Origin of the sequence: Verrucosispora sp. WMMA2121 (assembly GCF_027460185.1) — a bacterium.
GTDB classification, from domain to species: domain Bacteria; phylum Actinomycetota; class Actinomycetes; order Mycobacteriales; family Micromonosporaceae; genus Micromonospora; species Micromonospora palythoicola.
In genome coordinates this window covers 1,317,035-1,331,233 of the sequence record NZ_JAPZBH010000006.1, presented here as the reverse complement: position 1 = coordinate 1,331,233, position 14,199 = coordinate 1,317,035, and the positions used below count along the sequence as shown (strand labels likewise).

The window sequence follows — 14,199 nt, the reverse complement described above, 5'->3', positions numbered from 1 at the left end:
GTCGGCGTACCGTCGGGTCGCAGTCAGCGTCCGTGCCCGGCTCCGGCGTAGGCTTGCCGGAGTGTCGTTCCCCACAGTCCCGCCACCGCAAGGAGTCGCCCCGTGACCGCCGGTCGCCCGCCCCGCGTGCTCATCGACGCCACGAGTGTTCCCGCCGATCGCGGCGGCGTCGGTAGATACGTCGATGGCCTGCTCGGCGCCCTCGGCAAGGTGTGCGGATCGGCGGTGGACCTGGTGGTGGTCAGCCTCCGCACCGACCTGGAGCGTTACCGGCGGAAGCTGCCCGGCGCGGAGATCATTCCGGCGCCGGCCGCGGTGGCGCACCGGCCGGCGCGGCTCGCCTGGGAGCAGACCGGCCTGCCCCTGCTCGCCCAGCAGGTCGGCGCGGAGGTGCTGCACTCGCCCTTCTACACCTGCCCGCTGCGGGCCGGCTGTCCGGTCACCGTGACGGTGCACGACGCGACGTTCTTCACCGAGCCGGAGCACTACGACAAGTCCCGCCGGACGTTCTTCCGTAGCGCGATCAAGACCTCGTTGCGGCGCGCGAACCGGGTGATCGTGCCCAGCAAGGCGACCCGCGACGAACTGATCCGCCTGTTGGACGCCGACCCGACCCGCATCGACGTGGCCTACCACGGGGTGGACCACGAGGCCTTCCACGCGCCCGGAGACGAGGAGAAGGCCCGGGTCCGGGCCCGCCTGGGGCTGGGCGGCAGCAGTTACGTCGCGTTCCTCGGCGCCAAGGAGCCGCGTAAGAACGTGCCGAACCTGATCCGTGGCTGGGCCCGGGCGGTCGCCGAGCGGCCGGACCCGCCGGCACTCGTGGTGGCCGGCGGACAGGGCCACGACGACGACATCGACCGCGCGGTGGCCGAGGTGCCCTCGCACCTGCGGCTGCTGCGCCCCGGCTACCTGCGCTACGGCGACCTGCCCGGCTTCCTCGGCGGGGCGCTGGTGGCCGCGTACCCCTCCTACGGCGAGGGGTTCGGGTTGCCCATCCTGGAGGCGATGGCGTGCGCCGCCCCGGTGCTCACCACGCCCCGGCTGTCGCTGCCGGAGGTCGGTGGCGACGCGGTGGCCTACACCAGCGAGGATCCGGATCAGATCGCCGCCGACCTGGCCGCGCTGCTCGACGACGAACCACGCCGGTTGTCGCTGGCCAAGGCCGGTTTCGATCGGGCGAAGGAGTTCACCTGGGGGTCCAGCGCCGAGGTGCACATCGCGGCGTGGACCAGGGCGCGGGCCTGAGGCCGGCAACCGAGACGCTCGGTCCGGGCGGTTCGGGCATGATGTCCTGGTGATCTATGTCGTCATTCCGGCCGGTGGCAGCGGCACAAGGTTGTGGCCGCTGTCCCGTGCCGGGCATCCCAAATTCCTGCACCCGTTCACCGGCACGTCCGCGTCGTTGTTGCAGGCGACCGTCGAGCGGCTGGGGCCGCTGACCACCCCCGAACGCACCATGGTGGTCACCGGGGCCGCGCACGCCGCGGCCGTGGCCCGCCAGCTGACCGGGCTGCCGGAGGAGAACATCCTGGTCGAACCGTCGCCACGGGATTCCTGCGCCGCCATCGCGCTGGCCGCGGCGGTGATCGCCGTACGCGACCCGGACGCCGTCATGGGATCGTTCGCCGCCGACCATCTGATCGGCGATCCTCAGCGGTGGGTGGACACCGTCCGCGAGGCGGTCCGGGGCGCGGAGCAGGGGCTGCTGATGACGGTCGGGATCACCCCGACCCGGCCGGAGACCGGCTACGGATACCTGCGGACCGGCGAGCCCGTCGACGGTGGCCCGATGCGTCCGGTGGTCGAGTTCAAGGAGAAGCCGAGCGCCGAGGTCGCCGAGACGTACCTGCGGTCGGGCCACTACCTCTGGAACGCCGGCATGTTCGTCTGGCGGGTGTCGGCGTTTCTCGCCGAGCTGGCACGTCAGCAGCCCGAGCTGCACGCCGGGGTCACCACGATCGCAGCGGCGTGGCACTCCGACGAACAGGACGACGTGCTCGGTGCGGTCTGGCCCACGCTGACGAAGATCTCGGTGGACTACGCGGTGATGGAGGGCGCGGCCGCGGCCGGTCGGGTGGCGACCGTGCCCGGTGACTTCCGGTGGAACGACGTGGGTGACTTCCACACCCTCGGCGAGGTGCTGCCGGCGGACCCGGACGGCAACGTGGTGCTGGCCAGCGACGCCAAGACCGAGGTGCTGCTGCGCGACAGCAGCGGCATGGTGGTGGCGCCGCAGGCCGGTCGGCTGGTGGCCGCCGTCGGCGTACGCGACCTGATCGTGGTCGACACCGAGGACGCGTTGCTGGTATGCCCGCGCGAGCGCGCTCAGGACGTGAAGTCGATCGTGGACGAACTCAAGAGACGGGGTGCGGAGAAGCTCGTCTGAAGGCCGCCAGGCCCGGTGTGACGAGCCGGGCCGTGCCGCCGGCCAGCGGCTGCGGCAGACGCTCCGGTGGGAACCAGCCGAGCGCCTCGGACTCCACGCTCACCCGTTCCGTCGCGCCGACCGGGGCGAACACGGCGAAGCGTACGTCGTGGTGCAGCGACCCGCCCTGGCAGGCCACCGGGTGCACGTCCACGTCGATCGGCAGCGGATCGATCCGCAGACCGGCGATGCCCGACTCCTCGGTGGCCTCCCGTAACGCCGCGCCGGCCAGCGTCCGGTCGGCGGGCTCACAGTGCCCGCCCAACTGCACCCACTTGTGGAACTTGCCGTGCAGGCAGAGCAGCACCTGGCTGCCGGTCGCGTCGAACACCAGGGCGCTGGCGGTGACGTGACCGGCGCGGTGTGCGCGGCTCATCGCGATCGGCCCGGCGTTGAGCAGGCCGAGGGTCCGGTCGCGGGCCACCGCCGCGTCGGGGCTGGTCGGCGTCCAGCCGGTGAGCACCGCCAGCGCGTCGGCGTGCAGCGCCGTCCAGCCGTCCGCGTCGTCGCACGGGGATCGGTCCACCATTCGGGGCGTCGACAACGGCCGCTCCTCTCGTCCGAGCCAGCGTACGGGGTGCTGGTGGACGAGCCGGTGCGGCGGCCGGACCGGTGCCAGGGAGAACGGGCGGCACCCCCTGCGGAAGCTGAGCCGCAGACCCTCGTATGGTGCCGCCCGCTCTCGGGCACCCAGTGGGCGGACACGTTCGACGTGGGTCGCCCCCTGTGGCACGGGAAGCATGGCGGATTCACGTCCCGGGCGTCGAGGTCTTTCAGCTGAGGCTTAACTGCCCGAGGCCGGGGCGGCCGGGTAGAGTTCGGAGGTCGCCGGGTGCCCCCTCCGCCGGGCGGTGGGAGTACCCATGCTGAAGATCCATTTCTCCGGCGAGGACATTCTCCGGACCCGGGTGGCTCCGGCAGCCGATCCGGTCTGGGAAGTGGTGCTGAGTCTGCACCTGCTGCCCGGGCGCAGCCGCGATCCGTTGCTCGCCGGCTGGCGTCGCGAGGTCTCCCGGGGGCTGCGTCGGCAACTGGACGCCGAGGCGCTGCGACTGCTTTCCACGTTGAGCCCGCCGCGCGGCTACTTTCCGGACTTCCTCACCCCGTACGAGGGCGTGCACGGTTTCGAGGCGGGGATGGAGGCGCTGCGGCGTACCCCGGTGGCGTCGCTGCAACGCGACCTGACGCTGCTCGCCAGCGACAACCGGAACCTGCCCGCCGGGGTGGCCGCCATCGCCCGGGGTGAGCCGGAGGCCCTGATCCACCTGACCGAGACGATGGACCGCTACCGGCAGCTCGCCCTCGGCCCGTACTGGACGCGGGTCCAGGGCGCGGTGGAGGCCGATCGTGCCCGCCGCGCCCGGGCGATGCTCGACGGGGGTGTCGAAGGGCTGCTGACCACACTGCGGCCGGGCCTGCGCTGGGAGTCGGGCGTGCTGGAGATTCCCACCTACCCGAGGAGCCGGGAACTTCACCTGGAGGGGCGGGGACTGCTGCTGGTGCCGTCGTTCTTCTGCGCCAACACGCCGGTCGCGCTGCTCGACCCGCAACTACCGCCGGTGCTGGTCTACCCGGTCGACCGGCTGGGCGGCCTGACCGGGGACGCGCCCGCGGCGGGCGACACCGGCCGGGAGGCGTTGGCCGCGTTGCTCGGCCGTACCCGCGCGGCGGTTCTCGCCGCCAGCGACGACGGCTGCACCACCGGCGAGCTGGCCCGCCGGCTGCGCATCTCGGCGGCGGCGGCCAGCCAGCACACCACCGTGCTGCGGAACGCGGGTCTGCTGGTCAGCCACCGGGACCGCAACACCGTCCTGCACACCCTCACCCCGCTCGGCCGCGCCATCCTCAACCCCTGACAGTCACCTGTCAGAGCGCGAGGGTGGCGGCGGCGGTGGTGCCGCCGGGTGGGGGAAGGAGTTGGGTGGGGACGTGTGCCGCCGCGAGGGCGGTGCGCAGGCGTTGCACGTCCGTGCCGAAGCGGACCAGTTGGAACGGGCCCACCGGGGTGGGTGGGGAGCAGAGCACCAGGCCGGTCGCGTGCGCCGGCCAGCCCGGCACGATGGGGGCCAGCGCGGCGCGTACCTCGTCGTCGGTGACCTGCGTGAAGACCGTGCCGGGCGCGATCACGTCGGCGACCGAGTCGATCGCCCGCGCGACGGTGGCCGGGTCGGGTGGAGCGTCGGACAGGTGATCCGGCAGGGCGGCGGCAGCCGCCAGACCGGCCGCCGTCGCCTCGGCGGTGCCGAGCGAGAACAGGTCCATCGAGGCGTCCCGGACCAGCACCCGGGCGCCTTCGCCGTCCCCCGACAGCGGCGGCGTCAGGTAGCCGCGGATCACCGCGACCGGCACCTGGTCGCACTTGCCCTTGACCAGTTCACCCGCCGCGGCCAGTTCGTCGACCACCGCCATCTGCGTCAGCGCCAGCTCGTTGCCGTACGGGTCGACCTCGCCCCGGTGGTCGCGGATGGCGTCCATCCCGGCGACGCCGAGGGCCACGTCGGTCAGCCCGTTGCGCCAGGGGCGGCCCATGGTGTCGCTCACGACGACCGCGACGTCCACGCCGTACCGGTCGCGCAGGCCGGCGCGGAGCGCGCGGGCCGAGGCGTCCGGGTCCTCCGGCAGCAGCACCAGCCGGGTCTTGTCGACGTTCGAGGCGTCGATTCCGGCGGCGGCCATCACGAAGCCGTGCCGGGTCTGCACGATCCGGGTCGGGCCGCGCGAGGCGACCACCCGTACCGTCTCCGCCGCCAGCACCTCGTCCCGGACGGCCTGTCGATCCGGGCCGTCGGCGGGCACGTCGACCAGCCGCCCCTCGGCCTTGGAGACGATCTTGCTGGTGACCACGAGCACGTCCCCGTCGCGCAGCCAGGGCGCCGCGCTCCCGATCAGGACCGCGAGGTCGTCCCCCTCGGTCACGTGCCCGATCCCGGGCACCGGCAGGATCTCCAGTCTCACGTCAACTCCACCGCGGCGCGGACCATCGCCGCCGTCGCCGCCTCGTCGGTCATCCGCAACGGCACCGCACGGACCGTCACGTCCGGCACCACCGTTGCGGCATCCTCCTCGGCCACCAACCAGCCGTCGAGCAGTCCGCCACTCGTCCGGCTTCCGTACAACCCACCGACGCCGGCGGCGCTGCAATCCACGCCGACGACCGCCAGGCAACGGTCGGCCATGCCGCGTACCGGTGCGCCACCGATGATCGGTGAAACGCCCACCACCGGGGCGGTGCCGTCCGTCACCGCCTCGCGCAGCCCTGGCACGGCCAGGATCGGCGCGATGCTGACCACCGGGTTGCTCGGCGCCACGAGCAGCACGTCGGCTCCGGCGATCGCCTCCGTGACCCCAGGTGCCGGCTTCGCCGACTCCGCTCCGACGAAGACGAACCGGTGGGTCGGGATCCGCGCCCGGTACCGTACCCACCACTCCTGGAAGTGGATCGCCCGCTGACCACCGTCGAGGTCGGCGACCGCGTGCGTCTCCAGGCGGTCGTCGGTCGCCGGCAGCAGGCGTACGCCGGGCTGCCAGCGGGTCGCCAGTGCCTGGGTGACCTGGTGCAGCGGATAGCCGGCGTCGAGCATCGTGGTGCGGACCAGGTGGGTGGCGATGTCCCGGTCACCGAGTCCGAACCAGCTCGGCTCGGCGCCGTACGCCGCCAGCTCGTCCTTGACCGTCCAGCTCTCGTCGACCCGTCCCCAGCCCCGCTGCGGGTCGGCGCCGCCGCCGAGGGTGTACAGCACGCTGTCCAGGTCCGGGCAGATGCGGAGTCCGTGCAGCCGTAGGTCGTCGCCGACGTTGACCACGGCGGTCACCTCGGCACCCACCTCGCGGGCGTACGCCCGCACCCCCAGCAGGAACCGGGCACCGCCGATTCCGCCGGTCAGAACCACGATGCGCATCCGCCCATCCTCGCCTACGTGACGCCTCCGGCAGCCAACTGCCCCGGGAGACTAGGCTCACGTCGGCATCTGTCCGCTTTCGCCCCAGGGAGAGTTCGTGACCAGCCCCGCCGAGCCCCCACCCACCGACCCGACCCCGGCCCGCCAGGTGACCGGGCCGCTACGCGAACTCGTCGCTCTCGTGCTCCTGGGCGCCAACGCCGTCTTTCTGTTCGTGGGGCTGATCCGGCTGCTGACCCCGCAGGGCGCCTACAGCACGGTCACCGGGCGCGCCGCCAGCTCCTTCTTCGCCTTCATCGGCGTCGAGGCGGTGGTGCTGCCGGTGTTGGCGGTGCTGCTGGCCACGCACCTCGCCCCGACCGTCGGCCGGGCGAAACTGATCACGCAGGTGGCGCTCGTCGAGTACGCGGTGAGCGCCGTGCTCGGCGGTCTGACCCTGCTGATCTGGGTGGTCGGTCGGCTGGCCGAGGCGCAGCTCTTCGACGCGATGACCGGACTGCTCACCCGGGTCGCCTGGGTGGCGCTGTTCGCCGCGGCGGCGTACGTGGTGTGGAGCGTGTGGCAGCGGCTGTACCACGTACCCCGGCCCAAGCCCGAGCCCGGCCTGTACGGCACGCCGCAGCCGGGCTGGCCGCAACCGGGCGGCCCGGGTCAGTTCGGTGGCCAGCCCGGTCAGCAGGGTGGCGGGTGGGCGCCGCCCGGCCAGTCGGGTGGTTGGTCGGGTGCCGAGCGGCCCGCCGGCTATCCGGCCGGCTACCCCGGCTCCGGGCACCAGGGGACGGGGCAGCCGAATCAGTCCGGGTCCGGCCAGTTCGGCGGCTACCCGGCCGGCGGCACGACCCAGGGCCACCCCGGCGGCCAGGGCCACGCCGGCGGCCAGGGCCACGCCGGCGGCCAGGGCCACGCCGGCGGCCAGGGCCACGCCGGCGGCCAGGGCCACCCCGGCGGTCAGGGCGGCCAGCCGGGTTGGCCAATGGCCGGTCAGGCACCCTCCGCCGGAGGGCCGCCGGAGTCACCGCACACCTGGCCGCCGCACGGCCAGCCGGCGGTGCCACCGCAGTCGGCGCCGTCCTCGCCGGCCGCGCCCACATTCGGGCAGGCGGCCCCGCCGGCCGCGCCGCCGTTCGGGTCGCCGGCCTCGCCGGCCGCACCGCCGTTCGGGCAGCCGGCCTCGGCCGACCCGACCCAGAGCATCCCGCGCCAGGGCGATCCGGGCGGGGGCGTGCCGCGTCAGAGCGACCAGGCCGGGCGCGCCGAGCGGCAGGACGCCGAGCCGACCCAGGCGATCCCGCACCAGAGCGCCGAGCCGACCCAGGCGATCGCGCGGCCGGGCGACGGTGACGCCGCCCCGCCGGTTTCCCGGTCGGGCGACGGAGAGGCCGACCGCACCCAGCGGATCGATCCGGGCGAGCAGCCGAGCTGACCGGCGGGTCGTCGAAGGCACGTGCGGTTGCCCACGGGCCGGGGCCGCACCGGGCCGCAGCGCATAGGCTGAGCGGATGGTTGATCAGAGCGAGCGCGGGCCGGGTGACGGAGGCGTACGGCGGGCACTGCGCCGCGCCGCCGCCGGGCGGGCGCTCGACGTCGACGAGGCGTCGACCCTGCTGACCGCGCGGGGCGCGGCGCTGGAGGAACTGCTCGGCATCGCCGGTGCGATCCGGGACGCCGGCCTGCGGGACGCCGGCCGGCCCGGCGTCGTGACGTACTCGAAGAAGGTTTTCATTCCGTTGACCCGGCTCTGCCGGGACCGCTGCCACTACTGCACGTTCGCCACGGTGCCGCACCGGCTGCCGGCGGCCTTCCTCGACCGCGAGGAGGTGCTGGCCATCGCCCGGGCCGGCGCGGCGCAGGGTTGCAAGGAGGCCCTGTTCACCCTCGGTGACCGGCCGGAGGAGCGCTGGCCGGCGGCCCGGCAGTGGCTGGACGAACGCGGCTACGGGTCCACCCTGGACTACCTGCGGGCCTGTGCCGTGGCGGTGCTGGAGGAGACCGGCCTGCTGCCGCACCTGAACCCGGGGGTGCTCTCCTGGGCGGAGCTGCAACGGCTCAAGCCGGTGGCGCCGAGCATGGGGATGATGCTGGAGACCACCGCCACCCGGTTGTGGTCCGAGCCCGGCGGCCCGCACTACGGCTCTCCGGACAAGGAGCCGGCGGTGCGGTTGCGGGTCCTCGACGACGCCGGCCGGGTCGGTGTCCCGTTCACCACCGGCCTCCTGATCGGCATCGGCGAGACCCTCGCCGAACGGGTCGACGCGATCTTCGCGATCCGGCGCACCCAACGCGAGTACGGCCACCTCCAGGAGGTGATCGTGCAGAACTTCCGGGCGAAGCCGGACACGGCGATGCGGGGGATGCCCGACGCCGAACTGCACGACCTCGCGGCCACCGTGGCGGTGGCCCGGGTGCTGCTGGGTCCGAAGGCCCGCATCCAGGCACCACCGAATCTCATCGCCGGTGAGTACGACCTGCTGCTGCGGGCCGGTATCGACGACTGGGGCGGTGTCTCGCCGGTGACCCCGGACCACGTCAACCCGGAGCGCCCCTGGCCGCAGCTCGACGAGCTGGCTGCCCGTACCGCCGCCGCCGGCTTCACGCTCCGCGAGCGACTGACCGTCTACCCCGAGTACGTCCGGGCCGGCGAGCCCTGGCTGGACCCGCGACTGCTGCCGCACGTGACCGCGCTCGCCGATCCGGCGACCGGGCTGGCGGTGGAGGCGGCCCGTCCGGTGGGCCGGCCGTGGCAGGAGCCCGACGAGACCTTCGGTGGGCGCACCGACCTGCACACCACCATCGACACCACGGGGCGTACGGACGACCGCCGGGGCGACTTCGACCACGTCTACGGCGACTGGGCCGAGGTGGCCGCGAAGGTGGCTGTGCCACCGGCGCGGGCGGGTGTCGACGGTGGCCCGGCAGCGGAGGCGGGAACCGGTGCCGGGGCCGGCCGGCCGCTCGTCGCCGGGGCCGCCGACGCCGACCTGCGGGCCGGGTTGCGGCTGGCCGCCGAGGATCCGGCGGCGCTGCTGGAGCCCCGGCACACGGATGCCGCACTGGCGCTGTTCGGCGCGGACGGGCCGGCTCTGGACGAGCTGTGCCGCACCGCCGACGAGCTGCGCCGTTCCGCCGTGGGTGACGACGTGACCTACGTGGTCAACCGCAACATCAACTTTTCGAACGTCTGCTACGTGGGCTGCCGGTTCTGCGCCTTCGCGCAGCGGGAACGGGACGCCGACGCGTACCGGCTCTCGGTGGAGCAGGTCGCGGACCGGGCGCAGGAGGCGTGGGAGGCCGGCGCCGGCGAGGTCTGCCTCCAGGGCGGCATCGACCCGAAGCTGCCGGTGACGATCTACGCCGACCTGGTCCGGGCGATAAAGGCCCGGGTGCCGCGGATGCACGTGCACGCCTTCTCGCCGATGGAGATCGTCACCGCCGCCGCCAAGGCCGGCGTGTCGGTGCGGGAGTGGCTGGCCGGGCTGCGCGAGGCGGGACTGGACACCATCCCGGGCACCGCGGCGGAGATCCTCGACGACGAGGTGCGCTGGGTGCTCACCAAGGGCAAGTTGCCGACCGCCGCCTGGGTGGAGGTGGTCAGCACGGCCCACGAGCTGGGTATCCGGTCCAGCTCGACGATGATGTACGGCCACGTCGACCATCCCGCGCACTGGCTGGCGCACTTCCGGGTGCTGGCCGGGGTGCAGGACCGTACCGGCGGGTTCACCGAGTTCGTGGCGCTGCCGTTCGTGCACACCAACGCCCCGATCTACCTCGCGGGCATCGCCCGCCCAGGGCCGACCTGGCGGGAGAACCGGGTGGTGCACGCGATGGCGCGGGTGCTCTTGCACGGTCGGATCGACAACATCCAGTGCTCCTGGGTGAAACTGGGCGACGCCGGCACCGCGGAGTTGCTGCGCGGCGGCTGCAACGACCTCGGGGGCACGCTGATGGAGGAGACCATCTCGCGGATGGCCGGTTCCGGCAACGGGTCGGCGCGTACCGAGGAGCAGTTGCGGGCCATCGCGGCGGCGGCGGGCCGACCGGCGCGTAGGCGCACCACCGCGTACGGTCACATCGCGGCCTAGGGTCGAACCTTCGCCTTCCGGCGGACGTACCTGTCGATGCCGGCGGCGGCACGGCGAGGACCGTCGCCGGCACCCCTCACCCGGGGGCCCGGCGTGGTCTGTCGTGATCCCCGTCCGTCATCGCGGGCGTCTGCGCGCCGCCGCCGGAAAGGTTGGGCATGATCACTGCGAAACGTAAGGGGCGTGGGCCGAAGCTGACCCTGGGTGGTGACACGGGGGCGCTGATCATCTACACCGGGCGGCAACTGCTCGGTCGGGAGATCGAGGTGAGTCGGGCCGACCGGGACGGCGACCCGCGTACGCACTCCGACGTACGCGAGCGTCGAGTCCCGGACGGCACGTTCCACAGTGCGGTCTATCCGGATCTTCCCGCCGGTGTCTATACCGTTTGGTGGGACGCCGACACGCCCGTCGGGTCGGTCACCGTGTCCGGTGGCGTGGTCGCCGAATTCGCCTTGCCGACCAGCTTGCACCCGTCGGCCGACTGAACCGCCGGAGTCCCGCCAACCGCGTCCCGTCCACAATGTGGGCGGGACGCGGTCGTCGTTCACCCGCTCGGCGGGCGGGGTTGGCGAAGTCGGGATAATCTTGCTCATCAAGATCAACGGATCTTGACGAGCGGCTTCCCCGGCGCCGCCGCGAAGCTCGACCGCTCCGGTGGCCTACGGCACGCCACGGGAGAAAACTCGGGCAACTCGCCGGGGAGGGCGTTACTCGGCCGGGGTCTGAATCGATAGGGCAGGGCGAGACCGGGTGGTACGGACGGCCGTCCGGGACGCGTGTCGGGAGGGCGACTCCATTATCAAGTTTGGCTTGACGGCGCACGCATTACACGCGTGTAATTCGAATGGGGTTGTTCGCACGGGACGCACGATAACGGGACCGGACGGACAAAAGCACGCCTTTCGCGTGGGGGGTTGCAGCGGCGACGACGCCGGTGCGCGACAAGGAGGCAACTGAATGGACGGCCAGCTCGAGGCGGCCGACCTGCTCGGAAACGCGCCGGAGTGGCAGGAGCGGGCCCTGTGCTCGCAGACCGACCCGGAGGCGTTCTTCCCCGAGAAGGGCGGCTCGACCCGCGAGGCGAAGCGCATCTGCTCGCGGTGCGAGGTCAAGACGGAATGCCTCGAATACGCTCTCGGCCACGACGAGCGGTTCGGGATCTGGGGTGGACTCTCCGAACGGGAGCGGCGCAAGCTCAAGCGCCGGGCGGCCTGACCCGACGTGGGGCGGGACGGTTGGGGGACCGTCCCACCCGGCGGGCGGCGATCGGGGGGCCGGTCATCCGGAGGGGTGGGCATGCCGGGCGCGGGTGTGGGTGACGCGGACGATTGCGCGTAGCGGGCACCAGGCGACGACCCCGGCACGTGGCGCGGAAGGGCGAGCGCCGGCCGCGTTCAGGCCAGTTCGTCCGGGTCGACGCCGAGCAGGTTCGCCACCTGCTCGATGATGACGTCGTGGACCAGGTCGGCGAGATCCTCCCGGTCCATCGCCCGGAATTCCAGCGGGCGCCGGTACAGCACGATCCGAGGCGGCACCTCCTGGCGGCCGGGCCGACCGGGCAGCAGCCGGGCCAGCGGCACCTCGCCGTCCTCGAGCACGTCGGAGTCGTAGACGTTCAGGTCGGGCGGGACGTCCTCGACGGCGAACTCCACCCCGGCCAATTCCTTGGCGAACCGACGCTCCAGCGTCTCTACCGTGTCCAGCACCAGGTCGTCGAAGATCTCCGCCTTGGTTCGCGCCAGCGGCACGGTGGCCGGCACCAGCCGCCCACGCAGACCGCGTCCGTGCCGGTCGCGGTGCGCCCGCCGGCCGGTGCCGGGGCGGCGGTTCTCCGGGCTCGTCATGTGCCACAGAGTAGCTTCCGGTCCGCGCCGGGCAGCGTCAGCGCCAGCCACCTGGCGCGTTGCGGCGACCGGACGAGAAATGTGATCACCAAGACGGGCGTGTCGTAACGCGAAGCGGTGCGCCGGAGCCGGTAATGGAGATACCCTGCGCCGGTGAGGTCACCACGGCGCTGCTCCCGCAACGGCTGCCCCCGGCAAGCGGTCGCCACGCTGACCTATGTCTACAACGAGTCGACGGCCGTGGTGGGCCCGCTGGCCGCCTTCGCCGAGCCGCACACGTACGACCTCTGCGAGCCGCACGCCCGCAGCCTGACCGCTCCGCGCGGCTGGGAGGTCGTCCGCCACGAGGGCGAGTTCGAGCCCCCGCCGCCCACCACCGACGATCTGGTCGCACTCGCCGAAGCGGTCCGCGAGGCCGCCCGCCCCGCCCCCCGTCCTCCCCAGGACGACCAGAACCACCCCTCCACACCCCCCGCCGCGTCCTCAACCTCCCGCCGCGGCCACCTCCGCGTAATCCCCCCCACCCACTGACCCACCCGGCCACCCACCGGCCGGTCTGTCGGCCGGCCGGCCGGTCGGCGTTGATCAAGAAGTTTTGGTCGCGTTCCGAGCCCTGAGGCGACCAGAACTTCTTGATCGCGGGGACGGTCGCGGTGGGTTGGCGTGGGTGGGTGTCGTCGGGGCGGAACCCGCCCGGTGGGCTGGGTGTGGGTTCGCTTCAGGGCCCCAGGGCGTCGGAGCTGGGGCGACCGCGACTGGGGCGTCGCCAGGGCATCTCGGGGGCGTCTGGAGCGCACCTCGGATGCGCGAAACAGTCCTGGCCGCAACACGCCGGCAGCCGGCGGACACGGCCACTTGCGGTGACTAGCGTGCGCCGGAGGGTGACGCGAGTCGGGAGGCTGCGATGGGCAACGGGGCAGTGGGCAACGAGGCGCTGCGGGTGGCGATGGCGGACAAGGGCGAGACGGCCGAGTCCCTCGCCGGGAAGGTGGGCGTCGACCCGAAGACGGCGGCTCGCTGGCTGGCGGACGGGCGGATCCCGCATCCGCGGACCCGGATCGCCGTCGCCAACCTGCTCGGGCGCAAGGCCGCCGAACTCTGGCCGGCGCCGTTCCGCCGCCGGGACCTGCCCTGGTTCCGGGCGTGGGCGGAACTGGAGCAGGACGCCCGGTCCATCCGGTCGTACGAGCCACTGCTCGTGCCGGGGCTGCTCCAGACCGAGGCGTACGCCCGGTCGGTGCTGGCCACCGGCGGCCTGCTGGCGCCGACGGAGGTCGACGAGATGGTGGCGGCGCGGCTGGCGCGGCAGCGGGTGCTGGAGCGGGAGACCCCGCTTCAGTTGGTCGCGGTGATCGACGAGGTGGTGCTGCGGCGGCCGGTCAGCCGCGATCCGAGCGTGATGGCGGAGCAGTTGGCCCAGCTGGCCACGCTGGGCGAGCGGGAGCACGTGCAAGTCCGGGTGATTCCGGCGGAGAACCCGTGGCACACCGGCCTGGCCGGGCCCTTCGTGTTGGCCCGGATGCCGGACGGCGCGGAGGCGGCCTATCTGGACAATCAACTGCGCGGTCAGGTGGTGACCGACAGTGCCGACCTTGCTAGCCTGAGCGCGAGGTGGGAGAGCGTCACCGGTGAGGCGCTGCCCCGCCGACGGTCCATCGACCTGATCAGGGAAGTGGCGACGACATGGAGTTGACCGGCGCCCGCTGGCGCACCGCCACCCGCAGCAGCAACAACGGCGGCAACTGTGTCGAGGTGGCCGACAATCTGCCCGGCCGGGTGCTGGTGCGTGACAGCAAGGACCGGACCGGCGGCACCCTGGCCTTCACCCCGGCCGCCTGGCGCGCCTTCGTCACCAACACCGTCCGAAGTACGGTCTGAGCCGCCACTCTCCTTCGCCTACCCGGCCCGGTCGCCGCATCCGGTGCCCCCGCCCGCCACGTCGCCCG

The 14,199-nt window shown here is 73.2% G+C and carries 14 protein-coding genes; 10 read left to right on the top strand and 4 right to left on the bottom strand.

The window, feature by feature from the left end; all coding sequences use genetic code 11:
- The first annotated feature begins 102 nt into the window (after window positions 1-102).
- Together O7605_RS14985 and O7605_RS14980 are read left to right on the top strand one after the other, a co-directional pair.
- The gene (locus O7605_RS14985) at window positions 103-1,248 is read left to right on the top strand and encodes a glycosyltransferase family 4 protein (protein ID WP_164446048.1); all 1,146 of its coding nucleotides are present in this window, start codon (window positions 103-105) and stop codon (window positions 1,246-1,248) included.
- A 49-nt stretch (window positions 1,249-1,297) separates the two neighbouring features.
- Entirely contained in the window at window positions 1,298-2,389 is a 1,092-nt protein-coding gene (locus O7605_RS14980) for a mannose-1-phosphate guanylyltransferase (RefSeq protein WP_269739761.1), read from the top strand.
- On the opposite strand, the gene O7605_RS14975 is transcribed toward O7605_RS14980, so the two are convergent.
- Window positions 2,358-2,957, bottom strand: coding sequence for an NUDIX hydrolase (locus O7605_RS14975; protein ID WP_269742640.1), 600 nt, complete (start codon window positions 2,955-2,957; stop codon window positions 2,358-2,360). The genes O7605_RS14980 and O7605_RS14975 overlap by 32 nt on opposite strands.
- A gap of 334 nt (window positions 2,958-3,291) precedes the next feature.
- On the opposite strand from O7605_RS14975, the gene O7605_RS14970 reads away from it, so the two are divergent.
- Complete coding sequence (locus O7605_RS14970; protein WP_269739760.1) at window positions 3,292-4,284, top strand: ArsR/SmtB family transcription factor; 993 nt, start codon at window positions 3,292-3,294, stop codon at window positions 4,282-4,284.
- 10 nt (window positions 4,285-4,294) lie between these two features.
- Here O7605_RS14970 and O7605_RS14965 read toward each other — a convergent pair whose 3' ends face one another.
- The gene (locus tag O7605_RS14965) at window positions 4,295-5,383 is read right to left on the bottom strand and encodes a coenzyme F420-0:L-glutamate ligase (protein ID WP_269739759.1); all 1,089 of its coding nucleotides are present in this window, start codon (window positions 5,381-5,383) and stop codon (window positions 4,295-4,297) included.
- Entirely contained in the window at window positions 5,380-6,327 is a 948-nt protein-coding gene (gene cofD, locus O7605_RS14960) for a 2-phospho-L-lactate transferase (protein WP_269739758.1), read from the bottom strand. The genes O7605_RS14965 and cofD overlap by 4 nt, the downstream gene beginning before the upstream one ends.
- A 97-nt stretch (window positions 6,328-6,424) precedes the next feature.
- On the opposite strand from cofD, the gene O7605_RS14955 reads away from it, so the two are divergent.
- The 4 genes from O7605_RS14955 to O7605_RS14940 all read left to right on the top strand — a co-directional run bounded on the left by O7605_RS14955 (window position 6,425) and on the right by O7605_RS14940 (window position 11,624).
- Window positions 6,425-7,750 (top strand): hypothetical protein, encoded by a 1,326-nt coding sequence (locus O7605_RS14955; RefSeq protein WP_269739757.1) that lies wholly within the window; start codon window positions 6,425-6,427, stop codon window positions 7,748-7,750.
- A 76-nt stretch (window positions 7,751-7,826) separates the two neighbouring features.
- Window positions 7,827-10,406, top strand: a complete 2,580-nt coding sequence (locus O7605_RS14950; RefSeq protein WP_269739756.1) for a bifunctional FO biosynthesis protein CofGH — start codon at window positions 7,827-7,829, stop codon at window positions 10,404-10,406.
- 158 nt (window positions 10,407-10,564) lie between these two features.
- Entirely contained in the window at window positions 10,565-10,894 is a 330-nt protein-coding gene (locus tag O7605_RS14945; RefSeq protein WP_269739755.1) for a phospholipase, read from the top strand.
- Between the two features lie 472 nt (window positions 10,895-11,366).
- Window positions 11,367-11,624 carry a WhiB family transcriptional regulator gene (locus tag O7605_RS14940; protein ID WP_013731688.1) on the top strand — a complete coding sequence of 86 codons (258 nt, stop codon included), beginning with the start codon at window positions 11,367-11,369 and terminating at the stop codon, window positions 11,622-11,624.
- A 179-nt stretch (window positions 11,625-11,803) separates the two neighbouring features.
- Here O7605_RS14940 and O7605_RS14935 read toward each other — a convergent pair whose 3' ends face one another.
- Window positions 11,804-12,253, bottom strand: a complete 450-nt coding sequence (locus O7605_RS14935) for a metallopeptidase family protein (RefSeq protein WP_093406503.1) — start codon at window positions 12,251-12,253, stop codon at window positions 11,804-11,806.
- A gap of 153 nt (window positions 12,254-12,406) precedes the next feature.
- Here O7605_RS14935 and O7605_RS14930 point away from each other — a divergent pair, with 153 nt between their 5' ends.
- The 3 genes from O7605_RS14930 to O7605_RS14920 all read left to right on the top strand — a co-directional run bounded on the left by O7605_RS14930 (window position 12,407) and on the right by O7605_RS14920 (window position 14,131).
- Complete coding sequence (locus O7605_RS14930; protein ID WP_269739754.1) at window positions 12,407-12,784, top strand: DUF3499 domain-containing protein; 378 nt, start codon at window positions 12,407-12,409, stop codon at window positions 12,782-12,784.
- A 373-nt stretch (window positions 12,785-13,157) separates the two neighbouring features.
- The gene (locus O7605_RS14925; protein WP_269739753.1) at window positions 13,158-13,946 is read left to right on the top strand and encodes a helix-turn-helix domain-containing protein; all 789 of its coding nucleotides are present in this window, start codon (window positions 13,158-13,160) and stop codon (window positions 13,944-13,946) included.
- Entirely contained in the window at window positions 13,937-14,131 is a 195-nt protein-coding gene (locus O7605_RS14920; RefSeq protein ID WP_269739752.1) for a DUF397 domain-containing protein, read from the top strand. Before O7605_RS14925 ends, O7605_RS14920 begins: the two co-directional genes overlap by 10 nt.
- Window positions 14,132-14,199 lie beyond the last annotated feature (68 nt).

What these genes read in the sequence shown, in the direction of transcription:
- O7605_RS14950 (WP_269739756.1), top strand. Translation starts at nt 7,827, where the DNA reads ATGGTTGATCAGAGCGAGCGCGGGCCGGGTGACGGAGGCGTACGGCGG.
- O7605_RS14925 (WP_269739753.1), top strand. Translation starts at nt 13,158, where the DNA reads ATGGGCAACGGGGCAGTGGGCAACGAGGCGCTGCGGGTGGCGATGGCG.
- O7605_RS14945 (WP_269739755.1), top strand. Translation starts at nt 10,565, where the DNA reads ATGATCACTGCGAAACGTAAGGGGCGTGGGCCGAAGCTGACCCTGGGT.
- O7605_RS14940 (WP_013731688.1), top strand. Translation starts at nt 11,367, where the DNA reads ATGGACGGCCAGCTCGAGGCGGCCGACCTGCTCGGAAACGCGCCGGAG.
- O7605_RS14970 (WP_269739760.1), top strand. Translation starts at nt 3,292, where the DNA reads ATGCTGAAGATCCATTTCTCCGGCGAGGACATTCTCCGGACCCGGGTG.
- O7605_RS14920 (WP_269739752.1), top strand. Translation starts at nt 13,937, where the DNA reads ATGGAGTTGACCGGCGCCCGCTGGCGCACCGCCACCCGCAGCAGCAAC.
- O7605_RS14935 (WP_093406503.1), bottom strand. Translation starts at nt 12,253, where the DNA reads ATGACGAGCCCGGAGAACCGCCGCCCCGGCACCGGCCGGCGGGCGCAC.
- O7605_RS14975 (WP_269742640.1), bottom strand. Translation starts at nt 2,957, where the DNA reads ATGGTGGACCGATCCCCGTGCGACGACGCGGACGGCTGGACGGCGCTG.
- cofD (WP_269739758.1), bottom strand. Translation starts at nt 6,327, where the DNA reads ATGCGCATCGTGGTTCTGACCGGCGGAATCGGCGGTGCCCGGTTCCTG.